The sequence below is a fragment of the Streptomyces phyllanthi genome (assembly GCF_009377205.1).
Classification (GTDB): Bacteria; Actinomycetota; Actinomycetes; order Streptomycetales; family Streptomycetaceae; genus Streptomyces; species Streptomyces phyllanthi.
On the sequence record NZ_VJZE01000114.1, the window covers coordinates 1 to 22,214 of the forward strand.

The 22,214-nt window shown below is 71.4% G+C and carries 18 protein-coding genes and 1 pseudogene; 11 read left to right on the forward strand and 8 right to left on the reverse strand.

The genetic code is table 11. The features are described from left to right. Positions 1-179 precede the first annotated feature (179 nt). The 3 genes from FNH04_RS18175 to FNH04_RS18185 all read left to right on the forward strand — a co-directional run bounded on the left by FNH04_RS18175 (position 180) and on the right by FNH04_RS18185 (position 3,903). Positions 180-1,532: an MFS transporter gene (locus FNH04_RS18175; protein ID WP_152785500.1), complete on the forward strand. Its 1,353-nt coding sequence runs from the start codon at positions 180-182 to the stop codon at positions 1,530-1,532. Continuing rightward, entirely contained in the window at positions 1,529-2,929 is a 1,401-nt protein-coding gene (locus FNH04_RS18180; RefSeq protein ID WP_152785502.1) for an alpha/beta hydrolase family protein, read from the forward strand. The genes FNH04_RS18175 and FNH04_RS18180 overlap by 4 nt, the downstream gene beginning before the upstream one ends. Before the next feature lie 113 nt (positions 2,930-3,042). Further along, entirely contained in the window at positions 3,043-3,903 is an 861-nt protein-coding gene (locus FNH04_RS18185; RefSeq protein WP_322723253.1) for a PaaX family transcriptional regulator, read from the forward strand. Between the two features lie 575 nt (positions 3,904-4,478). Here FNH04_RS18185 and FNH04_RS18195 read toward each other — a convergent pair. Beyond that, on the reverse strand, positions 4,479-5,084 hold the full coding sequence (locus FNH04_RS18195) for a GOLPH3/VPS74 family protein (RefSeq protein WP_152785504.1): 606 nt from the start codon (positions 5,082-5,084) through the stop codon (positions 4,479-4,481). A gap of 386 nt (positions 5,085-5,470) precedes the next feature. Between FNH04_RS18195 and FNH04_RS18200 the strand changes: the two genes are divergently transcribed. The 4 genes from FNH04_RS18200 (at position 5,471) to FNH04_RS18215 (ending at position 10,005) form a co-directional block, all read left to right on the forward strand. Beyond that, positions 5,471-6,565 carry a sugar ABC transporter substrate-binding protein gene (locus FNH04_RS18200; RefSeq protein WP_152785506.1) on the forward strand — a complete coding sequence of 365 codons (1,095 nt, stop codon included), beginning with the start codon at positions 5,471-5,473 and terminating at the stop codon, positions 6,563-6,565. 167 nt (positions 6,566-6,732) lie between these two features. Then, a complete protein-coding gene (locus FNH04_RS18205; RefSeq protein ID WP_152785508.1) occupies positions 6,733-7,509 on the forward strand; it encodes an ATP-binding cassette domain-containing protein in 777 nt (258 codons plus the stop codon). Next, entirely contained in the window at positions 7,506-8,786 is a 1,281-nt protein-coding gene (locus FNH04_RS18210) for a sugar ABC transporter permease (RefSeq protein ID WP_152785510.1), read from the forward strand. The genes FNH04_RS18205 and FNH04_RS18210 overlap by 4 nt, the downstream gene beginning before the upstream one ends. A gap of 13 nt (positions 8,787-8,799) precedes the next feature. Continuing rightward, positions 8,800-10,005, forward strand: a complete 1,206-nt coding sequence (locus FNH04_RS18215) for an ROK family transcriptional regulator (RefSeq protein ID WP_152785512.1) — start codon at positions 8,800-8,802, stop codon at positions 10,003-10,005. Positions 10,006-10,155: 150 nt separating this feature from the next. Here the strand turns inward: FNH04_RS18215 and FNH04_RS18220 are convergent, their stop codons facing one another. After that, positions 10,156-12,402, reverse strand: a complete 2,247-nt coding sequence (locus FNH04_RS18220) for an alpha-L-fucosidase (protein WP_322723250.1) — start codon at positions 12,400-12,402, stop codon at positions 10,156-10,158. 302 nt (positions 12,403-12,704) lie between these two features. Here FNH04_RS18220 and FNH04_RS18225 point away from each other — a divergent pair, with 302 nt between their 5' ends. Continuing rightward, positions 12,705-13,394: a FadR/GntR family transcriptional regulator gene (locus tag FNH04_RS18225; RefSeq protein ID WP_152785514.1), complete on the forward strand. Its 690-nt coding sequence runs from the start codon at positions 12,705-12,707 to the stop codon at positions 13,392-13,394. Between the two features lie 127 nt (positions 13,395-13,521). Here the strand turns inward: FNH04_RS18225 and FNH04_RS18230 are convergent, their stop codons facing one another. From FNH04_RS18230 to FNH04_RS18240, 3 genes are all read right to left on the reverse strand, one after another. Continuing rightward, on the reverse strand, positions 13,522-14,007 hold the full coding sequence (locus tag FNH04_RS18230) for an SPW repeat protein (protein WP_194236723.1): 486 nt from the start codon (positions 14,005-14,007) through the stop codon (positions 13,522-13,524). A gap of 160 nt (positions 14,008-14,167) precedes the next feature. After that, entirely contained in the window at positions 14,168-15,118 is a 951-nt protein-coding gene (locus FNH04_RS18235) for an anti-sigma factor RsbA family regulatory protein (RefSeq protein WP_152785516.1), read from the reverse strand. Then, the gene (locus tag FNH04_RS18240; protein WP_152785518.1) at positions 15,115-15,477 is read right to left on the reverse strand and encodes an STAS domain-containing protein; all 363 of its coding nucleotides are present in this window, start codon (positions 15,475-15,477) and stop codon (positions 15,115-15,117) included. The genes FNH04_RS18235 and FNH04_RS18240 overlap by 4 nt, the downstream gene beginning before the upstream one ends. Before the next feature lie 415 nt (positions 15,478-15,892). Between FNH04_RS18240 and FNH04_RS18245 the strand changes: the two genes are divergently transcribed. After that, positions 15,893-17,878 (forward strand): AfsR/SARP family transcriptional regulator, encoded by a 1,986-nt coding sequence (locus tag FNH04_RS18245; protein WP_322723251.1) that lies wholly within the window; start codon positions 15,893-15,895, stop codon positions 17,876-17,878. Between the two features lie 95 nt (positions 17,879-17,973). Next, positions 17,974-18,897, forward strand: coding sequence for a helix-turn-helix domain-containing protein (locus tag FNH04_RS18250; protein WP_152785520.1), 924 nt, complete (start codon positions 17,974-17,976; stop codon positions 18,895-18,897). Positions 18,898-18,932: 35 nt separating this feature from the next. Here FNH04_RS18250 and FNH04_RS18255 read toward each other — a convergent pair whose 3' ends face one another. The 3 genes and pseudogenes from FNH04_RS18255 to FNH04_RS18265 form a co-directional block, all read right to left on the reverse strand. Further along, positions 18,933-19,373 (reverse strand): DUF1275 family protein, encoded by a 441-nt coding sequence (locus FNH04_RS18255; protein WP_322723252.1) that lies wholly within the window; start codon positions 19,371-19,373, stop codon positions 18,933-18,935. Positions 19,374-19,479: 106 nt separating this feature from the next. Beyond that, positions 19,480-20,142 (reverse strand): hydrolase, encoded by a 663-nt coding sequence (locus FNH04_RS18260; protein ID WP_152785522.1) that lies wholly within the window; start codon positions 20,140-20,142, stop codon positions 19,480-19,482. Between the two features lie 87 nt (positions 20,143-20,229). Beyond that, positions 20,230-20,511, reverse strand: a pseudogene (locus FNH04_RS18265) (amidohydrolase); the annotation flags it as partial. A 586-nt stretch (positions 20,512-21,097) separates the two neighbouring features. On the opposite strand from FNH04_RS18265, the gene FNH04_RS18270 reads away from it, so the two are divergent. Continuing rightward, the gene (locus tag FNH04_RS18270; protein ID WP_194236724.1) at positions 21,098-22,114 is read left to right on the forward strand and encodes an alpha/beta hydrolase; all 1,017 of its coding nucleotides are present in this window, start codon (positions 21,098-21,100) and stop codon (positions 22,112-22,114) included. Positions 22,115-22,214 lie beyond the last annotated feature (100 nt).

A 22,214-nucleotide genomic window follows, 5' to 3' on the forward strand; every position in this document is an offset into this window, starting at 1 on the left:
CACCACGGTCAGCACGTCGAAAACCGCCACAAGTCCCCACCCCCGTAACCCTGTGCCCACCAGGACACCCTGGGGACACCCTGGGGGCACCCACGCGCCAATGTTGGGCACTTTATTGACGAGCGTCACTCAGGCGCCTAAGTTCGCGGGTGTCCTTCCTCCGCTCAAGGGAGACCGCGATGCCCCCGTCCCCCCTCGCATCACCGCCCGGAGACCCCGAACGAACCCGGCAACTGCGCCGCGTCGCTCTCTCCGGACTGCTCGGCACCGCCGTCGAGTTCTACGACTTCCTCGTCTACGGAACCGTCGCCGCCCTCGTCTTCGGCGAACTGTTCTTCCCCGGCGCCGACCCCGCCGTCGGCACCGTCGCCGCGTTCGGCACCTTCGCCGCCGGCTATGTCGCCCGACCGCTCGGCGGCATCGTCTTCGGGCACTTCGGCGACCGGCTCGGCCGCAAGTCGATGCTGCTGCTCACGATGGGCCTGATGGGCGGCGCCAGCTTCCTCATCGGCCTGCTGCCCACGTACGACGCGATCGGCGTCTGGGCACCGGTCCTGCTGATCACCCTGCGCGTCCTCCAGGGCATCGCCATCGGCGGTGAGTGGGGCGGCGCCACCCTCATGGTCGTCGAGCACGCCGGGGAGCGGCGCCGCGGACTGTGGTCCAGCTTCACGCAGATGGGAGCCCCGCTCGGCTCCCTGCTGTCCTCGCTGGTCGTCACCTTCGTGGTCGCCATGCCCCGCGACCAGTTCGCTGCCTGGGGCTGGCGTGTGCCGTTCCTGCTGAGCGTGGTGCTGCTCGGCGTCGGGCTCTTCGTACGGCTCAAGGTCGTGGAGAGCCCGCTCTTCGCCGAGGTGAAGAAGGACCGTGCCGAGTCGAGTCTGCCGATCCTCGACGTACTGCGCCGCCCGCGCCCGCTGTTGCTGGCCTGCTGCGTCGGCATCGGAGCCTTCACCGCGCAGTCACTGCTGACCAGCTACATGATCGCGTACGCCACGGGTATCGGTTACGCCCGCCCGCAGGTGCTCACCGCGCTCACGGTCTCCGCCTGCGTCGCCCTCGTCGTCCTGCCCTGCGCCTCCGCGCTCTCCGACCGGATCGGCCGCCGCCCGGTCGTCCTCGCCGGAGCCGTCGCCTCCGCCGCGCTCGCCTTCCCCGTGCTGGCGCTGGTCGACTCGAAGTCGCCCGGGTTGCTGATCCTCGCCGTCGTCCTCGGTCACGGCGTCGCCCAGTCCACGATGTACGGGCCGCTGGGCGCCCTGCTCACCGAGATGTTCGGCACGCGGGTCCGCTACACGGGCGCCTCCCTCGGCTACCAGGGCGCCACCCTCATCGGCGCCGGCTTCTCCCCGATGATCGCCGGAAGCCTGGTGGCCGGGAGCGGGAACGGCACCCCCGTGGCCCTGCTGCTGTGCGGCGGCGCCGCCATCACCGCGCTGACCGTGTGCTTCGTACGCGAGACCAGCAAGGCGTCCCTCGCCGACACCACCGAACGCCCCACGACCCCCCACACGGAAGAGATCCGCGCATGACGACCCCCACCCGCGCCCGCGCCGCCCGCCGTACCGCATGCGCCGCGGCCCTCCTGCTCGCCGTCACCGCCTTACCCACCTCGACCGCGGCCGCCACCGACGCCGCGAGCCATGTCGAGGGCCAACTCCCCTCGGGCGCGACGTACATGATGGACGTACCCGCCGCCTGGAACGGCACCGTCCTGCTCTTCAGCCACGGCTACACCCCGGCCGGCGCACCCAACCCCGCCCAGAACGGCCCGGACGCCGCCACCAAGGCCCTCCTGCTCGACAGGGGCTACGCGCTCATCGGCTCCTCGTACGCCACCACGGGCTGGGCGGTGACGGACGCGGTGCCCGACCAGCTCGCCACCCTCTCCGTGTTCACCGACCGCTTCGGCGAGGCCCGTCGCACCATCGCCTGGGGCAGGTCGTACGGCGGACTGGTCACCACCGCCATCGCCGAGCGCGACGCCGACCGCATCGACGGTTCGCTGTCCCTGTGCGGCCTCGTCCACGGCGGCGTCGCCAACTGGAACAACACCCTCGACCCGGTCTTCGCCCTCAAGGCGCTCCTCGCGCCCGACGCGGACATCCCCCTGACCGGACTGCCGGACCAGGCGGCCGCCACCAGCGCGGCGAACGCCCTGACGGCCGAGGTGGACTCGGCGCAGTCGACGGCCGCCGGGCGGGCCCGGATCGCCCTGGCCGCCGCCCTGCACAACATCCCGGTCTGGAACCAGCCGACGCAGGAACGGCCCGCCGCGGACGACTGGGACGCGCAGCAGGCCAACCAGTACCAGGCCGTGAAGGGCCTGCTGCAGATCGCCGCCTTCCACCGGCGGCAGGAGGCCGAGGTCCGGGCGGGCGGCAACATGTCCTGGAACACCGGGGTCGACTACGCGAGGCTGCTCGGCCGTTCCTCGGTCCGCAAGGAGGTCACCGAGCTGTACAGGAAGGCCGGTCTCTCCCTGCGCGCCGACCTGGCCACCCTGAACCGCGCTCCACGGATCAGCGCCGACCCGGGCGCCGTCGACTGGATGAGCCGCACCAGCTCCTTCACCGGCAAGCTGACCAAACCGCAGCTCTCCGTCCACACCATCGGCGACGCCCTCGTCCCCGTACAGACCGAGAGCGCCCTCAAGCGGGCCGTCACCGCCGCCGGATCGTCGTCCCTGCTGCGTCAGGGATACGTCGACAACGCGGGGCACTGCACCTTCAGCCCCGCCGAGCAGCTCGCCGCGCTGCACACCCTGGAGGACCGCCTCACCACGGGCAAGTGGCGGGGCACCGACGCGGACTCCCTCAACTCCCGTGCCGCGGCGGCCGATCCGACGACTCCCGCCCGCTACGTTCCGTACCGCCCCACGCCTTATCTGCGACCGTACGACCTCGCCCACCACTCCGACGGCCAGTGAGAACGTACGGCCGCCCGCCGTCACCGGCGGGCGGCCGCGGAGCCGGAGGGGCACGCCGGCACCGGCTGAGGCGCCCCGGAGGCGGAGCACCCGTGACGCGTACTCTTGCCACCGTGGAAGACGACGACATCCTGGACACCGTGGACACGCCGGACAGCCCGGACAGTCCGCAGCCCCGCCCGCAGTCGCTCATGCTCGCCTTCTTCGGCAACCACGTCCTGGAAGAGGCGGACGACCTGTGCGTCTACTCGGGCAGCATCATCGATGTCCTCGGCCGGGTCGGGGTCGGTGAACAGGCCGTACGCTCTACGCTGACCCGCATGGTCAACCGGGGCCTGCTGCGCCGCCAGCGGGAGGGGCGCAGGATGTACTTCGGCCTGACCCCGCAGGCGAAGCTCGTCCTGCACGACGGCCGCACCCGTATCTGGCAGGGCGCGGTCAACGACGACTGGGACGGCTCCTGGACGCTGCTGGGCTTCTCCTTCCCCGACTCCTGGAAGCGCCAGCGTCACGACCTGCGCTCGCGGCTCACGTGGTCCGGTTTCGGCGCGCTGTACAGCGGGCTGTGGATCGCCCCCGGAAACGTCGATGTCGCCCCTGTCGTCAGCGAACTCGGGCTCACGACCCATGTGAAGATCTTCCATGCCCGGGCGGACGGGACCACCGACATCGAGCTGATGATCCGCGACACCTGGGACCTGGAGAGCATCGCCGCCCGTTACGTCACCTTCGACAAGCGCTGGACCGCCCTTCTGGGCGCGGACCCCGGGGGCGATCCGATCGGGACCCGGCTGCGGCTGGTCAGCGAATGGCTCTGGACCATCCGCACGGACCCCAGACTTCCCGCACGTCACCTTCCCCCCGCCTGGCCGGCCCGTCCCGCCCAGGAGACCTTCCGGCGCCTGGCCGAAGAGACCGCGGCGCCCGCGCGGCGCATGGCCGCCGAACTGCTGGACACCGCCGCGCTGCGGTAGGCGAAGGCTCTGCCGGGCTCTGTTCGGCGGCTCTCCGGCCCCGTACCGAGCAGACCGTTGATCACCAGCGTGGCCAGTGTGTCCGCCGTGGCCTTGAGCTGTTCCGGTGTGACGGGCTCGGGCCTGACCAGGCGCCGCGCCAAGGGCACGTCGACCATTCCCGAGACGGGCGGGACGACGGCGAAGAACAGGACGCCCCTCGGGACGGGCGCCATGCGTCCGCAGGCGACGAGCCGCTCGATGCCGGAACCCGTACCGGTCGTTGATGAAGTTGTGGCTGACGCCCAGACGGCGGGCCGGCTCGCGCGCCGACGCCCGGTCGTACCCCAGCTCCGCGAAGGCTTCGAGTCCGCTCAGCAGGACGCTCTCCTCCGCGGGCACCGCGGGAGTGTCCGCACCGGGCCGCCCCGGCCGCCGAGCTGATTCGGCCCTTGCTCCCACCCATCGCTTCCAAGACCGCGCCCTGTGCGCGCGGGTGCCTCCGCGAGCCCTGCTCGCGCCGTCCCCGGCACCCACCCCCAGCTTGCTTGACAACCGTCAGGTTCAAGTCGGCCCACCAGTCGCCGGGGCAGGTGTCACTGCCCCCGCCAGATGTTGTCGAAGGCCGCCTCCTCGATGCTCCGCCGCTGCCGTACCGCACCCAGTTCCACCACCGCGTCGTTGACGGCGGCCAGTACGGTCACCACGGCCTCGTCGGCCGGATCCCCGAGGTCCTCGGCCGACTCGGCCCCGATCCCCAGGGCGGCCGCGAGGGCGGCGAGGACGGGGTCACCCGAGGAACGGCGCGCCGCCGCGCGGCGACGGTCGGGCGAGTCGGCCAGTGCCGTCCGGCCGGTCCGGACGGGAAGCCAGCGGTGGCGCTGCCTGGTGACCTGCCCTCCCGCCTCCAGCTCGGCGAGATAAGCCGCGTGCAGTCCACGGCCCCGGCGCCACAGCCAGTCCTCGACGGACTCGTACGGCGCCTCCCGGACGAGGGCCGACACGGCCGCGTCCAGCAGCCGGTCGTCCAGGGACCGCGGCAAGCCGGGCACGATGCGGTCACCGTCCACGGTGACCACCTCGGCGTCGAGGAGGTCGCAGAGTTCGGCTCCCGCGAGGACCAGGGAGAGGTCGCCCTGCTCGACGGGACGGTCCGATGCGACCTCCATGGTGGTGATCAGCAGGTCCCGCGGTGTGGTCATGTCCGCTCCATGGTCGGGGACTCCATCAGACACCACTCCGGTCCGGGTCCGCGGCCCTTCCCGTCCGTTCGGGATGTCGTACCGGCACCGCCCCGCCGCACCGGCCGGTACCACCGCGCACCCTGAGGCAAGGTCACACGGGCCCGAGAGCCCCCGGACCCGCGCCACGTTTCGTCGGCGTCATCTGATTGTTATGGGCGATAACAAAATCGCGCCTCCCGCACTCTGGCGCGCGGGCTCCGGAGCGCCGTAAGTTCCCGCTCACAACATTCAGCCGGGCGGATCATCCGACATCCGGCAATTCCCCCGAGAGCCCGCATCTCGCCTTCCTTCTCAACCCTCGTGCGTCCGGTCGTCCGGCCGTAACACCAGAAAGGACCCTGCCCATGCGCAAGGGACTCCTCCTCACCACCGCCTCGGTGGCGCTGGTCAGCTCGCTCACCGCCTGTGGCGGCTCTTCATCGAGCAGCAGTGACTCCGGCTCCGACGCCGAGAAGCCGAAGATCGGCGTGATCCTCCCGGACAGCAAGTCCTCGGCCCGCTGGGAGACCGCGGACCGCAAGTACCTCTCCGAGGCGTTCAAGGCGGCGGGCGTCGAGTACGACATCCAGAACGCGCAGGGCGACAAGCAGGAGTTCCAGACCATCGCCGACCAGATGATCACCAGCGGCGTCAACGTCCTGGTGATCGTGAACCTGGACAGCGGCACCGGCAAGGCCGTTCTGGACAAGGCCAAGGCGCAGGGCGTCGCCACCATCGACTACGACCGGCTCACCCTCGGCGGCTCCGCCCAGTACTACGTGAGCTTCGACAACACCGCGGTCGGCAAGCTGCAGGGCGAGGGCCTCAGCAAGTGCCTGAGCGACATGAAGGCCAAGAAGCCCATCGTCGCCACGCTCAACGGCTCCCCGACCGACAACAACGCCACCCTCTTCGCCGAGGGCTACAACAGCGTCCTCGACCCGAAGTACAAGTCGGGCGAGTACGTGAAGGGCCCGGACCAGTCCGTCCCGGACTGGGACAACGCCCAGGCCGGCACCATCTTCGAGCAGATGCTCACCAGCGAGCCCAAGATAGGCGGCGTGCTCGCCGCCAACGACGGTCTCGGCAACGCGGCCATCGCCGTCCTGCGCAAGCAGAACCGCAACGGAGAGGTCCCGGTCACCGGCCAGGACGCCACCGTGCAGGGTCTGCAGAACATCCTCGCGGGCGACCAGTGCATGACCGTCTACAAGGCGGTCAAGAAGGAGGCCGACGCCACCGCCAAGCTCGCCATCTCGCTCGCCAAGGGCGAGAAGGGCGAGACGAACGCGACCGTCGAGGACCCCGAGGGCAAGCGCAAGGTGGCGGCCGTGCTGGAGACGCCGGTGGCCATCTACAAGGACAACGTCAAGGACGTCGTGGACGACGGCTTCGTCACCAAGGAAGAGCTGTGCAAGGGCAAGTACGCCGCCCTGTGCGCCAAGGCCGGCATCGAGTAGCCCTCTCACCGGCCGGCGGCATCACGTAGCCCTCCGACCGGCCGGCGGCATCACAGCCCCTGACCGGCCGGCCGGACCGTTCCTCTGGTCCGGCCGGCCCGACCGCGGGCCCCGGGGCTCCCACCTCCCCGGGGCCCGCGACTCACGACCGTAAGGAGCCGTCTTCCATGACAGCGACCCCGATCCTTCGACTGCGCGGGATCGACAAGAGCTTCGGCCCCGTGCAGGTACTGCACGACGTGTCCTTCGACGTCCATCCGGGGGAGGTGACCGCCCTCGTCGGGGACAACGGCGCCGGCAAGTCGACCCTGGTCAAGTGCATCGGCGGAATCCACCCGATCGACGGCGGCGAGTACTGGTTCGAAGGCGAGCAGGTCCAGGTGCACAGCCCGCGCGAGGCGGCTGCCCTGGGTGTCGAGATCGTGTACCAGGACCTGGCGCTCTGCGACAACCTCGACATCGTGCAGAACATGTTCCTCGGCCGGGAGAAGCGCCGGGGCCTCGTCCTGGACGACGCGACGATGGAGGAGATGGCCGCCAAGACCCTCGAAGGACTGTCGGTCCGCACCGTCAAGTCCATCCGCCAGCAGGTCTCCAGTCTCTCCGGCGGCCAGCGGCAGACGGTGGCCATCGCCAAGGCCGTGCTGTGGAACAGCAAGGTCGTCATCCTCGACGAGCCGACCGCCGCGCTCGGTGTCGCCCAGACGGCACAGGTCCTCGAACTGGTCCGGCGGCTGGCCGACAACGGCCTCGCCGTGGTCCTGATCTCGCACAACATGAACGACGTCTTCGCGGTGTCCGACCGGATCGCCGCCCTCTACCTGGGCCGGATGGCCGCCCAGGTCAGCACGTCGGACGTGACGCACTCCCAGGTCGTCGAACTCATCACATCGGGACGCAGCGGGGACCTCGGCCTCGCCCACAGCAACGGAGCCACCGCATGACCGCCGCAGTCGCCCCCGAGAAGCCGGAGCTGCCGGGCGGTCCCGGTGCGTCGAAGAAGAACGGAGCGGCCGGGACCGCGAGTCTGCGCTCGGTCGCCCGCAACTACGTCGAGCGGGTACGGGGCGGCGAGTTGGGCGCCCTCCCCGCCGTACTCGGCCTGATCGTCCTGTGCGTGTTCTTCGCCGCCCTGCGCCCGGTCTTCCTGTCCGAGCTGAACTTCGCCAACCTGCTCACCCAGGGCGCGGGCAGCATCGCCATCGCCATGGGACTGGTCTTCGTCCTCCTCCTCGGCGAGATCGACCTGTCCGCGGGGTACGCCAGCGGCGTCTGCGCCGCCGTCCTCGCCATCCTGCTCACCGACCACGGCTGGCCCTGGTACGGCGCGGCCGGCGCGGCGATCCTCACCGGCACCGTCATCGGCCTGCTGCTCGGCCTGCTGGTGGCGAAGGTCGGCATCCCCTCCTTCGTGGTCACCCTGGCCGCCTTCCTGGGGTTCCAGGGCATCGTGCTGATGCTGCTGAAGGAAGGCACCAACATCTCCATCCGGGACCAGACGATCCTGGCCGTCGCCAACAACAACCTCTCCCCCGCGATGGGTTGGGTGCTGCTCGCCGTCAGTGTCGGCGCGTACGCGGCGATACAGCTCCGGCAGAACCGCAACCGCCGGCGGCGCGGGCTCTCCGCCGCTCCGCTCACCCTGCTCACGATAAGGATCGGCGGCCTGGCCGTACTCGGTGCGATCGCCGTCCACCTGCTCAACCAGGAGCGCAGCCGCAACATCATCGTCGACTCGCTCAAGGGCGTGCCGATCGTGGTGCCGGTCATCGCGGTCCTGCTCGTCGCCGGTACGTTCCTGCTCCAGCGCACCTCGTTCGGCCTGCACATCTACGCCGTGGGCGGCAACGCCGAGGCGGCCCGCCGGGCCGGCATCAACGTGGCGGCCATCCGGATCTCCGCGTTCGTCATCTGCTCGTCCCTGGCCGCGGTCGGCGGCATCATCGCCGCGTCACGGGGCAACTCGGTGGACCCCAACACCGGTGGCAGCAACGTGCTGCTGCTGGCGGTCGGCGCCGCGGTGATCGGCGGGACGAGCCTGTTCGGCGGGCGGGGCAGGGTCGTCGACGCGGTGCTCGGCGGCATGGTGGTCGCGGTCATCCAGAACGGCATGGGCCTGATGGGGTACAGCTCAGGGGTCAAGTACGCTGTCACGGGTTCGGTTCTGCTCGTGGCCGCGGGCGTGGATGCGCTGTCCCGTCGCCGGGCCGTACAACGATGAGGTCTGGGGCTCCATGAAAGCCGGTCCCTCGCAGGAGGAGATTCGCCGGCACAACCTCGGCACCCTGCTCCGGCACGTGCACATCGGCGGCTCCATGTCGCGGGCCGTCCTGGCCGAGCGCATGGGTCTCAACCGCAGCACCATCCTGGGTCTGGTCAGCGAGCTGGCCTCGGCCGGCCTGGTCCGGGAGGAACTGCCCCGGGAGACCGGCAGGGCGGGCCGGCCGTCCCTGGTCGTACGGCCCGAGTCCGACCGTGTGTACGTCCTCGCCTTCGACGTGGGCGTGGACCGGCTGGCCGCCGCGCGCATCGGTCTGGGCGGGGTCTTCCTCGACCGCAGGGAGATCCCCGTGCTTCCCGGCCGTCGTGACGCGGGCAAGGTGGCCGAGGTCCTCTCCGGCTCCGCGCTGGAGATGGCGGGCACGGCGCCGAACGGAACGTACTGCGTGGGCGTGGCCGCCGCCGTCCGCGGAATGGTGCGCCGGTCCGACGGCCTCGTCCGCGCCGCCCCCTACATCGGCTGGGAGGACGAGGAGTTCGGCGAGGAGCTCATGCGCCGGCTGGATCTGGGCCTTCCCGTCTCGGTGGGCAACGAGGCCAGCCTCGGTGCGCTCGCGGAGCATCTGCGCGGGGTCGGGGCCGGCTGCCAGGACCTCGTGTACCTGCACGGCGACATCGGCATCGGCGGCGGGGTCATCACCGGCGGCCAACTGCTGGGCGGCGACCAGGGATACGGCGGCGAGATCGGGCACATGGTCGTCAACCCGCGGGGCGGCAGGCCCTGTGGCTGCGGGGCACGTGGCTGCCTCGAAGCCGAGGCCGGGGAGCGCGCCCTGCTGGAGACCGCGCAGCGCGACCCCTCGGCCACCGGCCGGGAGGCCGTACGCGCGGTCGTCGAGGCGGCCGACCGGGGCGACATCACCGCCCGTGCCGCCCTGCACGACGTCGGCGACTGGCTCGGCATCGGCGTCGCCAACCTGGTCAACGTGCTCAACCCGCGCACGGTCATCTTCGGTGGGACGCTCCGCGAGGTGTTCCTCGGTTCGGCGGCCCAGATCCGCAGCCGTATCAACCGCCATGTCCTCGCGGCCTCCCGCGAGCACCTGCGGCTGCGGGTCGGCGAGCTCGGCGACGACGCGGTACTGATCGGCGCCGCCGAACTCGCCTTCTCCACCATCCTCGCGGGCCCGCTGGAGACGCTGGCCCGCACCGGCTCCTAGGCCCAGCGGGTTCGCCGGCTGGCGGGCCCGGCCGGTGACATGCCCGGCTTGCTCCTCGACCTGTTCGCCGGTGGTACGGGCGGCCCCGGCGGCGAGTCCTTGACCTCCTGGGCCGCCTGTCGGGCGGTCCGGGCGGCGGTGCCGAGGACCTCAGGGGCGGTCGGTCGCCGCATCCGTGAACGTCCACAGCAGGTTGGTGCTGTTGCCCCACGTCCACTGTTTGGCGGCGGAGCCGGAGGGGACGTCGCCACCGCCGTCCAGGGCGAGTTCCGTGGTGCGGTTGGCGAGGGAGTACCTGCCGTCGCCGCGGTGGGTGATCAGCCACTGCTGGTCGGTGTGGCCGTTCCACTCCTGCTGTCTGACGGTGGCGCCGTTACCGGTGGCGCCCCAGCCGTCGGCAACCATGCCGTTGGCGCGGTTCTCCAGCTTGTAGTAGCCGTTGCCGAGGTCGACCGCGTGCCACTGCAGGTCGGTGTCACCGTCCCAGGTCCGCTGCTTGAGTTCGGAGCCCGCAAGGACGTCGCCGCCGCTGTCCAGGGCCAGGCCGTTGGTGACGTTGGTGATCCTGAACCAGGCCGACGGGTCGAAGGCGACCTTCAGTGAGGTGATCCTGTTGTTCGCACCGGTACGGCGCAGATCGGCCTGGTCCGACGTGAAGGTCCACGACGTACCGGTGAAGTCGTCGCCGGAGTAGCCGGTGATCCGGTACGCGGGGGCCGGCCTCAGCGAGGAGAGGGTGCGCGGCGGCATTCCCGCGAGGGTCAGCTGTTCGGCGGTGTGGCCGCCGAGGGCGAGTACGGCGCTGTCGCCCCGGTAGCCGGCGTCCTCGAAGACCAGGGCCCCGGTGAGAGGCCGCAGCGTGGGAACGCGGCCGGAGAAGCGGAACTTCAGCACGTACGCGGGGGCGTCGAACGGCGCCGCCGCCGGAAGGGTCACCTTCAGCCCGGTCGCGTCCTGGGCCGGCCTGGGGAGGTCGATGTACTTGCCCGCTGTCGAGTCGAGCAGTTTCACCGAGGACAGCGAGTCCAGGTCGATCCGGTCGGAGCCGAGCGTGGTGAGGGTCAGCGAACTGCCGGGCCAGCCCAGGGCCGTGGCGTACAGGACGGTGTTCGCCTTGTCCCGGGTGAACCGGATGTCCCGCGCGGTCCCGGCCGTGGGCCTGGTGAAGGAGCCGCCGCCCATCTTCGTCGGCCCCTCGCCGTACGCGGTCCAGGCCCGGGTGCCGTAGACGGACTCGCCGAAGCGCTTCAGGTAGTCGCCGATACCGAGCAGCAGATCGCGCTGGCCCCGCGGGATGGTGCCGTCGGCCTTCGGGGCGATGTTGAGCAGCATGGTGCCGTTCTTGCTGACTCGGTCGATGAACGAGTGCAGCATCTGCGGGAGTGTGTAGTAGCCGATGCCCTCGGTGTAGCACCAGCTGGAGCTGGAGATGCTGTCGTCCGTCAGCCAGTAGGGCGCGGTGAGGTCGGCCGGGCCGCCCCGCTCGTAGTCGAAGACCGCGCCGTGGCTGTTGAGGCCGTCCTTGTAGGTGGCGACCACTTCCTTGCCCCACTTGTCGGCCTGGTTGTAGTAGTACGCCAGGAAGTTCAGCCGCTGGGTCTCGTCAATATGGTCCAGCCGCCAGTCCTGCCACAGGATGTCCGGCCGGGCCCGGTCGACGACCTCCTTGAGCTTGTCGTACCAGAGTTGGTTCTCCCGCTCCGGGCTCAGCTGCCCGTAGAGCTTCCTCAGGCTCGGGTCCGACTGGGCCGGCGCGTACTCGAAGTAGCCGGTGTGGTTGTACGCGTGGTGCATCGCCACCAGCAGCTTCAGTTTCCTCGCCCGGATGGCGTCGGTGAACAGCCGCAGCAGGTCGAGGCGGGGGCCCTTGTCCACCGAGTTCCACTCGTTGACCTGGCTGTCCCACATCGAGTAGCCGTCGTGGTGCTCGGCCACCGGCCCGGCGAACCTCGCGCCGGCGTCGACGAACAGCTGGGCCCATTCGTCGGGGTCGAACGCGCCGCCGTCCGACGTGAGCCTCGGCGCGAACTCCCTGTGGTTCCCGGCGAGATCGTCCGCCCCGTCGATGAAGTTGTGGTACGGCCACGCGGACGGGTCGCCGTACGTGGCGATGTGGTGCTCGTTCGCCCTGTGGTCGGGGACGTACATGTTCCGCGGGTACCACTCGCTGTCGTACGCGGGCACGCTGAACGCGCCCCAGTGGAAGTAGATGCCGAACTTGGCGTCGCGGAACCACTCGGGGGCCGCGGTGTGCCGGTTCACCGAGTCCCATGTGGGGGTGTAGGCGCGCGGGGCCGCGAGGGCACTTCCGGCGGCTGACACCCCGGTGGCGGCAGCTGCCGCCGCGACGGCCGTGGCACCGGCCAGTAACCTGCGCCTGCTGATCGATCTCGACACTGAGCGGAAACCTCCGTCGCGGCTGTACTTCCGGAATGTGGGGGCAGCGCGATGCTCGCGGGGCCTGAGCGGCTGGTATCACGCATGAACATCAGGCATCTCACCCGCCGGTGTCAACGGTGGTGCAGGGATGAAAGAGCCCGGAGAGGCGGATGTTATGGCCGCTTTGGTGGTGAATTCTGCGACTTATCCAGACGGAAACATCGCATGTTTCAGCGCCGAGGGTGCCCGCTATGATCGGCGTCACCCTGGGCGTGCGCGGCCCGGAACCAGCGGCCGGGGAAGCCGCGGAAGGAGTTCCTTTGTCTCTGACGGACAGGGCCATCGAGCAGATTCGTGAGCTGATCCGCTCGGGCACGCTGCCGCCGGGCTCCAAACTGCCTCCGGAGCCGGATCTGGCCGCCCAGCTGGGACTGTCGCGCAATCTGGCGCGGGAGGCGGTCAAGGCGCTGGCGGTCGCCCGGGTGCTGGAGGTCCGGCGGGGCGACGGCACCTATGTGACCAGCCTGCAGCCGAGTCTGCTGCTTCAGGGACTCGGCGGTGCGGTGGACCTGCTCCAGAGCGACACGGGTGCGCTGCTGGACCTGATGGAGGTCAGACGGCTGCTCGAACCCGTCGCCACCGCGCTGGCCGCCACACGGATATCGGACGAGGACCTGGCCGAGGTGAAGCGCCACCTGGACGCCATGCGGGAGGCCCGTGACGACGTCGAACGGCTCAACGCGCACGACGCGGCGTTCCATCGCGCCGTCGTCGCCGCCACGGGCAACGAATCGCTGGTGACCCTCCTGGAGGGCGTCTCGGGCCATACTCTCCGGGCCCGCATCTGGCGCGGTCTGGTCGACACCCGGGCCGCGGGGCGGACCCTCGCGGAGCACGAGGCGATCTACACGGCGCTGGCCCGTCGGGACGCCTCACTCAGCCAGGCCGCGGCACTGCTGCACGTCAGCAGCACCGAGCAGTGGCTGCGGGAGCACCTCGACTCCGCCTGAACACCTGCACCCGGTGGCCGTGGCCGCGCCGTACGACCCTGCGGGCCCACGGTCGGGCCGGTGGCGGCGACCGCGGAGGACGCGGTCGCCGCCAGGGCCTGGGCCGCTCTCCGCGTACCACCCGCTGTCAGGGAGCGATTCGGGCAGAGCGGGCAGAGCCGCCGCGGCGCGCACGGTCCCTGTCTGTGCCGGCCGCCGTCGCGCCCGCCGCGAGCGCGAGCAGGGTGGCGACGGCGCCGACGATGACGTTGTTGACCACGGTGCGTGTGGTGTCCACATCACCGGACACCACCCACGGCGAGATGATGGTCCAGACTCCGAGCAGGGCGGCGGCCCACGCCCTGGCGTGCGTGCGCTCGTACGCGTGGCCGAAACCGCTCAGGAGCAGCGCGTAGGCGATGCCGATGATCAGGTTGTTCACGGTCAGGGTGCTGAAGCCGTTGAAACCCGCTATCCAGGGCGATGCCGCCAGGTACAGGCCGGTGACGAGCGCCAGCGCCTCGACGGCCTGCCCCTGCTGGGTCGACGCCGCCCGTTCGGCTCGGGCGTGGCGCTCCCGCATGTCGAGGATGTCCGGGTGCGACTCCATGGTCGTGTGGGTCCGGTCGGTCATGATCGTCTCCTGCTTCGGGGGTTCATGGTCCGGATGTCCCGCTGACCTCCCAGGTACCCACCAGGCGACAGCAAACCCACCTGTAACGCCACAAACCAGACACAGAGTGGATGACCTGCGGAGATGCCTCCGATCGAACGGAGCGGCCCTCGACTGTCGGTCAGGCCGGTCCGGACGGCTTGCCGCTCAGGTAGAAGCGGATGACCGTGCCCTCGGCGCGGCTGTGGATGCGGACGAGGTCGGAGACGTGGTGCACCAGCAGCAGGCCCCGGCCTCCTCGCTGGTCCCGGGCCGGCGGGCGGCGTCCGGCGAGGGGGTCGCTCAGATGCCCGCGGTCGCGGACCTCACACACCACCTGGGAGTCCTCGGCCCAGATCCGCAGGACGCCCGAGCCTCCGCCGTGCACCACGCTGTTGGTGGTCAGCTCGGCCACCGCCAGGGCGAGATCGTCCAGCGAGGCGCCGGACAGGCCGAGTCGTGAGGCCCGCTCCACGGCGAAATGCCTGGCGGCGGGCAGCTCCTCGGCGCCGTAGATCATGGTCTCGGCCACGGCGGGAGGCGCCGCCAGCGGCTGGTTGTACCGGGCGACGATCCGCTCGGGTGCGTAGGACGGGCTGAGCCGCTCCTTGCCGCCCAGGACGACCACGGGGTGGGTGGCGTACGCGTCGGTCAGCACCCGCTCGTCGAGGCGAGCGGCGTCGTACGGACAGAGGATGGTCACGTCCCGGCCCTGGAAGGCCGGGTTGATCAGCGCCTCGTGCTGGACGCAGGCCGGGTACTCCACGCTGCTGCGGCCGGCCCAGATCGGCTCGCCGATGATCCGTACCCGGGTCCCGGTGTGGGCGTCGGCGAAGGCGCGCAGCACGGTCGGGATGATCCGGCCCGGGTTGCGGCCCGCCTGGGCCATGTCGAGGAAGCGCACGGCCGCGGCGTCCGCGCCGAGGCCCTCCTTCAGCACGGCGAGGTTCGGGCCCGGCACCGCGACGGCCACGGGCTCCCCGGACTTCAGTCCTTCGCGGATGAAGGGCACCGTGCCGTCCAGGTACTCCTGCTCCCCGCGGTAGAACAGGGCGGGATGCACGAACGCCTCGGTGGTGTTCGGGGCGGTCATCGCGTCACCACCTCGATCGCGGGGAGGTCCGGCCAGAACATGTCCAGAAGCCGTCCCAACGCGGCGGGCGGCTGGTGGAGCATGATGCGGCGCCCGGCGGGAAGGCCCTGGGCTGCCGCCGCGAGCACGGAGGCGCCGCCGACGTCGACGAAGGTCACGGCGGACAATTCGAGGTGGCACACCTTCTCGTCGATCACGGTCAGCTGCCTCAGCGTCTTCTCCCAGGCCGGGCGCGTGATCAGATTGATCTCGCCGACGGCCCGCCACCCCGGGCGGTCCGGCAACGGCCGCACCCGAAGGACACCTGTGGACGGGGTGGAGAACGGCGCCGACGCGTCCGCCTCCTGAGCTTCGTCCATATCCGTCACCCCCGTAGGCTGCCGACTCCTCATCGCGTCATGCTCCCACGGGGAGCGACCGCGACCGCGCAGCCGCGCGTCCGCCATGAGGCGGCAGAGTTGCTTCTGCCCCCGGCGGCCGGACGTACACGCGAGCGCGGACCCGCAGGGCGGTGGGGGTCCGCGCAGCGGCGGCCGGGAGACCCACGGGGCTCTCGGTGCCCGGGGGCCTCGGCGACTCCCTCACTCAGAAGGGTGACGCGGACGCGGCGGCCGACGAACGGCCTTCGGCGATTTCCGTTCGATCCTGGTTCTTGGTGTTGGATAAACGATCTTGAGAACGGGTGCTCGAGAACGGGTGCTTGAGAACGGGTGCTTGAGAACGGGTGCTTGAGAACGGGTGCTTGAGAACGGTTGGGCGAGGGTGGGTGCGCAGGTGACGCGGTTCGAGGTGCTGGGGCCCCTGCGGGTGTGCCGGGACGACGAGGAGCTCGCTCTCGGATTTCCCCAGCAGCGCGCCCTGTTGGCCCTGCTGGTCGTGCGGGCGGGCAGGTCCGTGCCGGTCGGCGAGATCGTCGATGTGCTCTGGGCCGAGCGGCCGCCGGCCAGCGCGATGAACGTGGTGCGCCGCTATGTCGGTGCGCTGCGACGGCTGCTCGAACCCGGTCTGCCGCCCCGGGCGCCCGGACGGCGGCTGCTCCGCCGTGCCGGTGGTTTCCTGCTGGAGGCGGACGAGGACGAGGTCGATCTGCTGCGCTTCCGGGAGCTCACCAGACGGGGCAAGCGGGCCGTGGCGACCGGGCGCCCCGAGGTGGCGCTGGGGCACTTCGCCGCGGCCCTGGGAGAGTGGCGGGGCCCGGTGGCGACGGGGATCCCCTCGTCCGTACGGGAGCACGCCGTGTTCGCCGCGGTGGAGCGGGAGCTCGTGCGGACGACGGTGATGGCGGCCGACACGGCGCTGCTGTGCGGCGGGGCGGAGCGGATCCTGCCGCGGCTCCGCCAGGCCGTCGGACTCGACCCGATGAACGAGTCGCTGCACGCCCGGCTCGTCATGGCGCTGGCCGCCTCCGGGCTCCAGGCGGAGGCAATGGCGGCGTACGAGGACGTACGACGGCTGCTGGCCGAGGAGTTGGGGGTTCCGCCCGGTGCCGAACTGTCCGCGGCCCACACCCGGGTGCTCCGGCAGGAGCTGCGGCCGGGCGGCCCCGCGGCCGTGCAGGGGACGCCGGTGCCGGTGCCGGTGCCGTCCGGCCGGGCGACGGACCCCCGGGTCACGGGCCCCCGGGTCACGGGCCCCCACGTCACCACCTTCTGGGTCACGGACCCCGATGACCGGTCCATCCGGCTGCCGCCCGGTCCGAGGGTCTTCTCCGGACGGCGGGCCGAACTCGCGGGCCTGCTGGAGCTCACCGCGACGGCGTCGGGGTCCGCGGGGGCGTCCTCGACGTTCCTGATCAGCGGGATGGCCGGGATCGGGAAGACCACGCTCGCGGTCCACTGGGCGCACGAGGTCGCCGACCGGTTCCCGGACGGGGGGCTGTATGTCGGGTTACGGGGGTTCGCCCCCTCCAGGGCACCGCTGGAGCCCGCGGAGGCGCTGCGCTGCATGCTCGCCGCGCTCGGTGTGCCCGCCCGTCGGCTTCCGAGCGGTCTGGACGCCCTCGCCGGTCTGTACCGGAGTGTGCTGTCCGGCCGGAGGCTGCTCGTCCTGCTCGACGACGCCTTCGGTACCGAGCAGGTCCGGCCGCTGCTCCCCGCGTCGTCCGGCTGTCTGACGGTGGTCACCAGCCGCAACGGCCTGCCGGGCCTGATCGCCTCGGGTGCCCACCCGCTGCGCCTGGGCCTGCCGTCCACCGCGGACGCCAGGGCCGTACTGGCCGCGCGCACCGGCCACGAGCGCCTGGCCGCCGATCCCGGGGCGGCGGACGAGATCGTCGCGCGCTGTGGCCGACTGCCGCTGGCGCTGGCCATCGTGGCCGCCCGGGTCACGAGCCACCCGGATGTTCCGCTGGCGGCCGTCGCCGCCGAACTGCGTGACTCCCGTGGGAGCCTCGACGCCTTCGCGGGCGCGGGAGGGGCGGCCGACGCCCGCACCGCGTTCACCTGCTCCTACCGGTGGCTGCCGCCCGGGAGCGCCCGGCTGTTCCGCCTGCTCTCACTGCACTCCGGCCCGGACCTGCCGGTGGCCGCGGCAGCCGCGCTCGCCGGACTGCCCGCGCGCAGGGCGCGGCTGATCCTCGACGAGCTCGCCGACGCCCACCTCGTGACCGAGCACGCACCCGGCCGCTACGCCCAGCACGACCTGCTGCGCGCGTTCGCCGCCGAACTCACGGCGGGGCACGACTCCCCGGCGGAACGGGAGGCCGCACGCCAGCGCCTGCGCGACCACGTCGACTCGGTCGACCGTGGCTCGGACAGGTGACCCGCCTCGGTGTCACTTTTTTTGCACATCCCCCTTCCTAGGCTCCGTGAGCAGTGAGAGACGGTTGGTCGGTTTGGGCTCGGAGGCGACGGAAGATGACGTCCGACATCAGCACCATCGGGACCGAGGGCGGTGAGAAGGTGTGCCGGACGCCCATGGGCCTGGACATCGTCGTCACCCGGGAGGCGCCCGCGCGGTTACCCGGAGCGGGCCCCCTGTCCCAGGCACACCGGCTGGTCGCGCACGGCGGCGGCGCGTATCTCTTCGTGGGGATACGGGGAGGAGGCACCGACGCCTCCGTCACGCGGCGGCCCCAGGAGGTCCTCCTCGGCCCCGGGGACATCTGCTTCTACGCCGCCGACCGTCCACCGGTACTGCGCCTGCCCCGGAACGCACGGCTGAAGGTCTTCCTCGTGCGGCGCGAGGCGCTGGGGCTGGAGGAGCACGACGTGCACCGGCTCACGGCGGCTCCGGTCGGCCGGTCCTCCCGGCTGGGAGGACTGCTGTCGCCGTTCCTGTCCGAACTCGCCGACACGGTCTCCTCGTCCCAGCCGTCGGTCGGCGGGATGCTCGCCCGGAACGCCGTGAACCTTCTGGCCACGCTGGCCACGGACCAGTTGGGCAGGGACCGGCCGGGCACGGGCACGGCGGGCACGCCCGGCGCCCGGTCCCCGCTGCTGTCACGGGTCCTGGAGTACGTCGACGCGCACCTGGCCGACGCGGACCTCTGCCCCGAGGTGATAGCGGGCGCCCACCACATCTCGGTGCGCTATCTGCACAAGCTGTTCCAGGAGGAGGGCACGACGGTCGGCCGGTGGATCCAGCGCCGCCGCCTCGAGGAGTGCCGGCGCGACCTGGTGCAGGGCGTGCGCGGCCGGCAGACCATCGCCGCGGTCGCGGGTCGCTGGGGCTTCCTGAGCGCCACGCACTTCAGCCGGGTGTTCCGGGCCGCGTACGGCATGTCGCCCAGCGAGTGGCGGGACACGTCCGGCGGGAGTGCGCGGGTACGCCTCCGGTAGCGCCTGGCGGCAGCGCTTCAGGGACGTACGCCGGATCAGGACCGCGGCCTGGTCCAGGCGGCGTCGGAGGCGGAGAGGCGACGGGCCGCCCCGGACGTCATCGCGAGCAGCAGCGCCGGCCCCAGGGTGACGGCGAGTGCGGTGTGCGCCAGGAGCGCGGCACCGGCGAGGGCTCCGAGGAACATGGCCAGTACGGACAGGATCCGCCGCCCCGGCCGGGGTGCCGCCCCGCCTGCCGGGGTGGAGTCCGCGGCCAGTCCCGTCAGGGTGAGGGTCAGCACGGTCGTGGTCAGGTCCGGGACGCCGAGGCGCCGGGCGACCGCGTTCCGCAGCCCCATGGCGAGGCCGAGCAGCACGATCGCGGCCATGGCGACGACGGACGCGAGCGCCGACAACCCCTCGGCGCCGGCGAGCGCATGCCGGTCCTCCCTCACGGGAACCAGCGTGCGGGCCACGTCGGTCAGCAGCTTGCGCACACGGGGTCCTCCTGCCGGGAAGCGGGCGGGCGTCGCGGCACCGTACGACCGGGCAGCCTGCTCGCCGGCCCGGCCACGAGGTCCGTCGGCACGCGAAACGCGCCGGTCAGCCGGCCGCGTGGGCGCCGATCACCGCCTGGGCGTAGACGATCCCGAGCCCGTAGGCACCGGCGTGCTCCTTCACCAGCTCCGTGACGGGGACGTACGTCTCCGTCCGCGCCCAGTCGCGCTGGAACTCCAGCAGCACCTGCACCCAGGTCACCGGTACGGCGCCGCCCTGGACCATGCGCTCGACGGCGTGCTCGTGCCCCTGCGGGCCCACTCCGCCGGAGGCGTCCGTGACGACGTAGACCTCGTAGCCCTGGGCGAGGGCGGACATGGTGGGCAGGACGACGCACACCTCGGTCCACAGTCCGGCGATGACGAGCTTCTTGCGGCCGGTCGCCTTCACGGCCTCGACGAAGGCGAGGTCCTCCCAGGCGTTCATCGTCGTGCGGTCGATGATCTTCTGGTCGGGGAAGACATCGGCCAACTGCGGCAGGAGCGGTCCCGAGAAGGACTCGGCGGCCACCGTGCTCAGGACCACCGGGACGTCGAACACCTTGGCGGCCTTCGCCAGGCCCACGGTGGAGTTGATGATCGCGGTGCGGTCGCCGCTGCCGGTGCCGAAGAACATCTGCGGCTGGTGGTCGATGAACAGCACCGCGCAGTTGTCGGGGGTGAGGAGATCGGGGCTGGGGACGGCGGTGACCTCGGAGATGTCGACCATGGTGTGCCTTTCTGTGACAGGTGACAGGTGACAGGTGACAGGTGACGGGTGACGGGTGACGGATGACGGGTTCTGCGGGGTTGTCGGTCAGAGCGAGAAGCAGGGGTCGAAGAGCGGGCTCACCGTCTCCGGGGCGAGCCCGCGGCGGGCGCGCCACTGCCGGTGCTGCTCCGACTCCGCGGCGGCCTGGCCGAGCAACTCGGCCTGACGGGCGCCCGACTGGGCCGTACGTGGTGTGGCCCGGTAGCCGCCGAAGCGCGCCACCGGGCTCCAGGCCGGGCTGACCGGTGGCAGTTCCTCGTCGAGGCCCTCGTACTCGGCGGCGGCGTACACGACGCGGCCGCCGACGACGGTCAGCAGGGACTCGATAGGCGATGTCCGATGACGTGCAGATGGGAGTCGTTGAGGCGGGGGACCATCCGGCGGCCGAGTGCGTCGACCACCTGCGTGGCCGGGCCGATGTGGGGGCCATGTCCTTGTCGTCGCCGACGGCCGTGATGACGCCGTCGCGGACGACCAGGTCCACCGCGTCGTCGGTGGCGCCGGGGGCCGGCCCGCCGACCGGCATCGTGGACACTTTCGGGCAACCTCCTGGGGGGTGAACGGCGTTGAAAGCGGTGAGCGGCAGCGAATGCGGGTGAGCGGCTCGCGCATTCCACAGAAGCCGCGTTCGGAATGCGCGTGGCGTTCCGGTGCACGGAACGGGACGCGCCTTCGCCGCCACGCTATTTCGGCCGGACCGGTTCCGGTGTCCTCGCAGCGCACCGAATACGCACCGACAGCGCACTGCCGCGACTTCCGTGCACCGTGGGATCGGCGTCAGTGCGCCGGCAGGCCATTTCCGTCCGCAGCCCGGTTCTAGCGTGACCGTCGACGGCCCCGCGGAACCGGCATGTCCGACCCGGAGGCACAGCGCCGGAAACACCGGCGCACCCGTGAGAACTCAGGAGTCGACATGTCCGACGGCGTCGAGCCGGTTCAGCCGGTCCAACCCGTTCAGCCCGTTCAGCCCGTCCAGCCCGTCCAGCCCGTTCTGGAGCCGGCGGCGGCCGCGTTCGCCGAAGCCACCGCCAACCCGCCCTTCCTCTTCGACCTGCCGCCCGCCGAGGGCCGCAAGGCGGTGGACGAGGTGCAGTCCGGCGAGATCGGCAAGCCGCGGATCGACGAGGAGTGGATCACTGTCTCCGGTGGTCCCACGGGCAGTGTCCGGGCCCGGATCGTCAGGCCAGCCGGGGCCACGGGCACGCTGCCGGTGATCCTCTACATCCACGGCGCGGGCTGGGTGTTCGGCAACGCCCACACGCACGACCGCCTGGTGCGCGAACTCGCCGTCGGCGCGAACGCGGCAGTGGTCTTCCCCGAGTACGACCTCTCCCCCGAGGTCCGTTACCCGGTCGCGATCGAGCAGAACTACGCGGTCGCCCGGTGGGTTGTCGAGCAGGGCTCGTCCAAGGACCTGGACGGCTCCCGGCTGGCGGTGGCCGGTGACTCCGTCGGCGGCAACATGACCGCGGCGCTGACGCTGATGGCCAAGCAGCGCGGTGACGTCCCGCTGGTCCAGCAGGTGCTGTTCTACCCGGTCACCGACGCGAACTTCGACACCCCCTCCTACCAGCAGTTCGCCACCGGCTACTTCCTGCGGCGCGACGGTATGCAGTGGTTCTGGAACCAGTACACGACCGACGAGGCGGAGCGCGCCCGGATCACCGCGTCCCCGCTGCGGGCGAGCACCGAGCAGCTCGCCGGGCTGCCTCCGGCGCTGGTCATCACCGGTGAGGCCGATGTGCTGCGCGACGAGGGCGAGGCGTACGCCAACAAGCTCCGCGAGGCCGGTGTCCCGGTCACCGCCGTGCGTTTCCAGGGCGTCATTCACGACTTCGTGATGCTCGACGCGCTGCGTGAGACGCATGCCGCCGAGGCCGCGATCAGGATGGCCGTCGACACGTTGCGCTCCGCCCTCCACGGTCGCTGACGCGGCCTGGTGCCGCCGCCCCCGCGTCCCCGCTCCGGCCTGAACGACCTCGTCCTGTGTGATGGTTTCCGTGACATAGGGTGAAGGAACGGGGCGGGAT

Coding starts and splice junctions, on each gene's coding strand:
- FNH04_RS18210 (WP_152785510.1), top strand. CDS start 7,506: ATGACCGCCGCAGTCGCCCCCGAGAAGCCGGAGCTGCCGGGCGGTCCC.
- FNH04_RS18215 (WP_152785512.1), top strand. CDS start 8,800: ATGAAAGCCGGTCCCTCGCAGGAGGAGATTCGCCGGCACAACCTCGGC.
- FNH04_RS18260 (WP_152785522.1), bottom strand. CDS start 20,142: ATGGTCGACATCTCCGAGGTCACCGCCGTCCCCAGCCCCGATCTCCTC.
- FNH04_RS18205 (WP_152785508.1), top strand. CDS start 6,733: ATGACAGCGACCCCGATCCTTCGACTGCGCGGGATCGACAAGAGCTTC.
- FNH04_RS18250 (WP_152785520.1), top strand. CDS start 17,974: ATGACGTCCGACATCAGCACCATCGGGACCGAGGGCGGTGAGAAGGTG.
- FNH04_RS18180 (WP_152785502.1), top strand. CDS start 1,529: ATGACGACCCCCACCCGCGCCCGCGCCGCCCGCCGTACCGCATGCGCC.
- FNH04_RS18200 (WP_152785506.1), top strand. CDS start 5,471: ATGCGCAAGGGACTCCTCCTCACCACCGCCTCGGTGGCGCTGGTCAGC.
- FNH04_RS18270 (WP_194236724.1), top strand. CDS start 21,098: ATGTCCGACGGCGTCGAGCCGGTTCAGCCGGTCCAACCCGTTCAGCCC.
- FNH04_RS18230 (WP_194236723.1), bottom strand. CDS start 14,007: ATGACCGACCGGACCCACACGACCATGGAGTCGCACCCGGACATCCTC.
- FNH04_RS18240 (WP_152785518.1), bottom strand. CDS start 15,477: ATGGACGAAGCTCAGGAGGCGGACGCGTCGGCGCCGTTCTCCACCCCG.
- FNH04_RS18195 (WP_152785504.1), bottom strand. CDS start 5,084: ATGACCACACCGCGGGACCTGCTGATCACCACCATGGAGGTCGCATCG.
- FNH04_RS18235 (WP_152785516.1), bottom strand. CDS start 15,118: ATGACCGCCCCGAACACCACCGAGGCGTTCGTGCATCCCGCCCTGTTC.
- FNH04_RS18175 (WP_152785500.1), top strand. CDS start 180: ATGCCCCCGTCCCCCCTCGCATCACCGCCCGGAGACCCCGAACGAACC.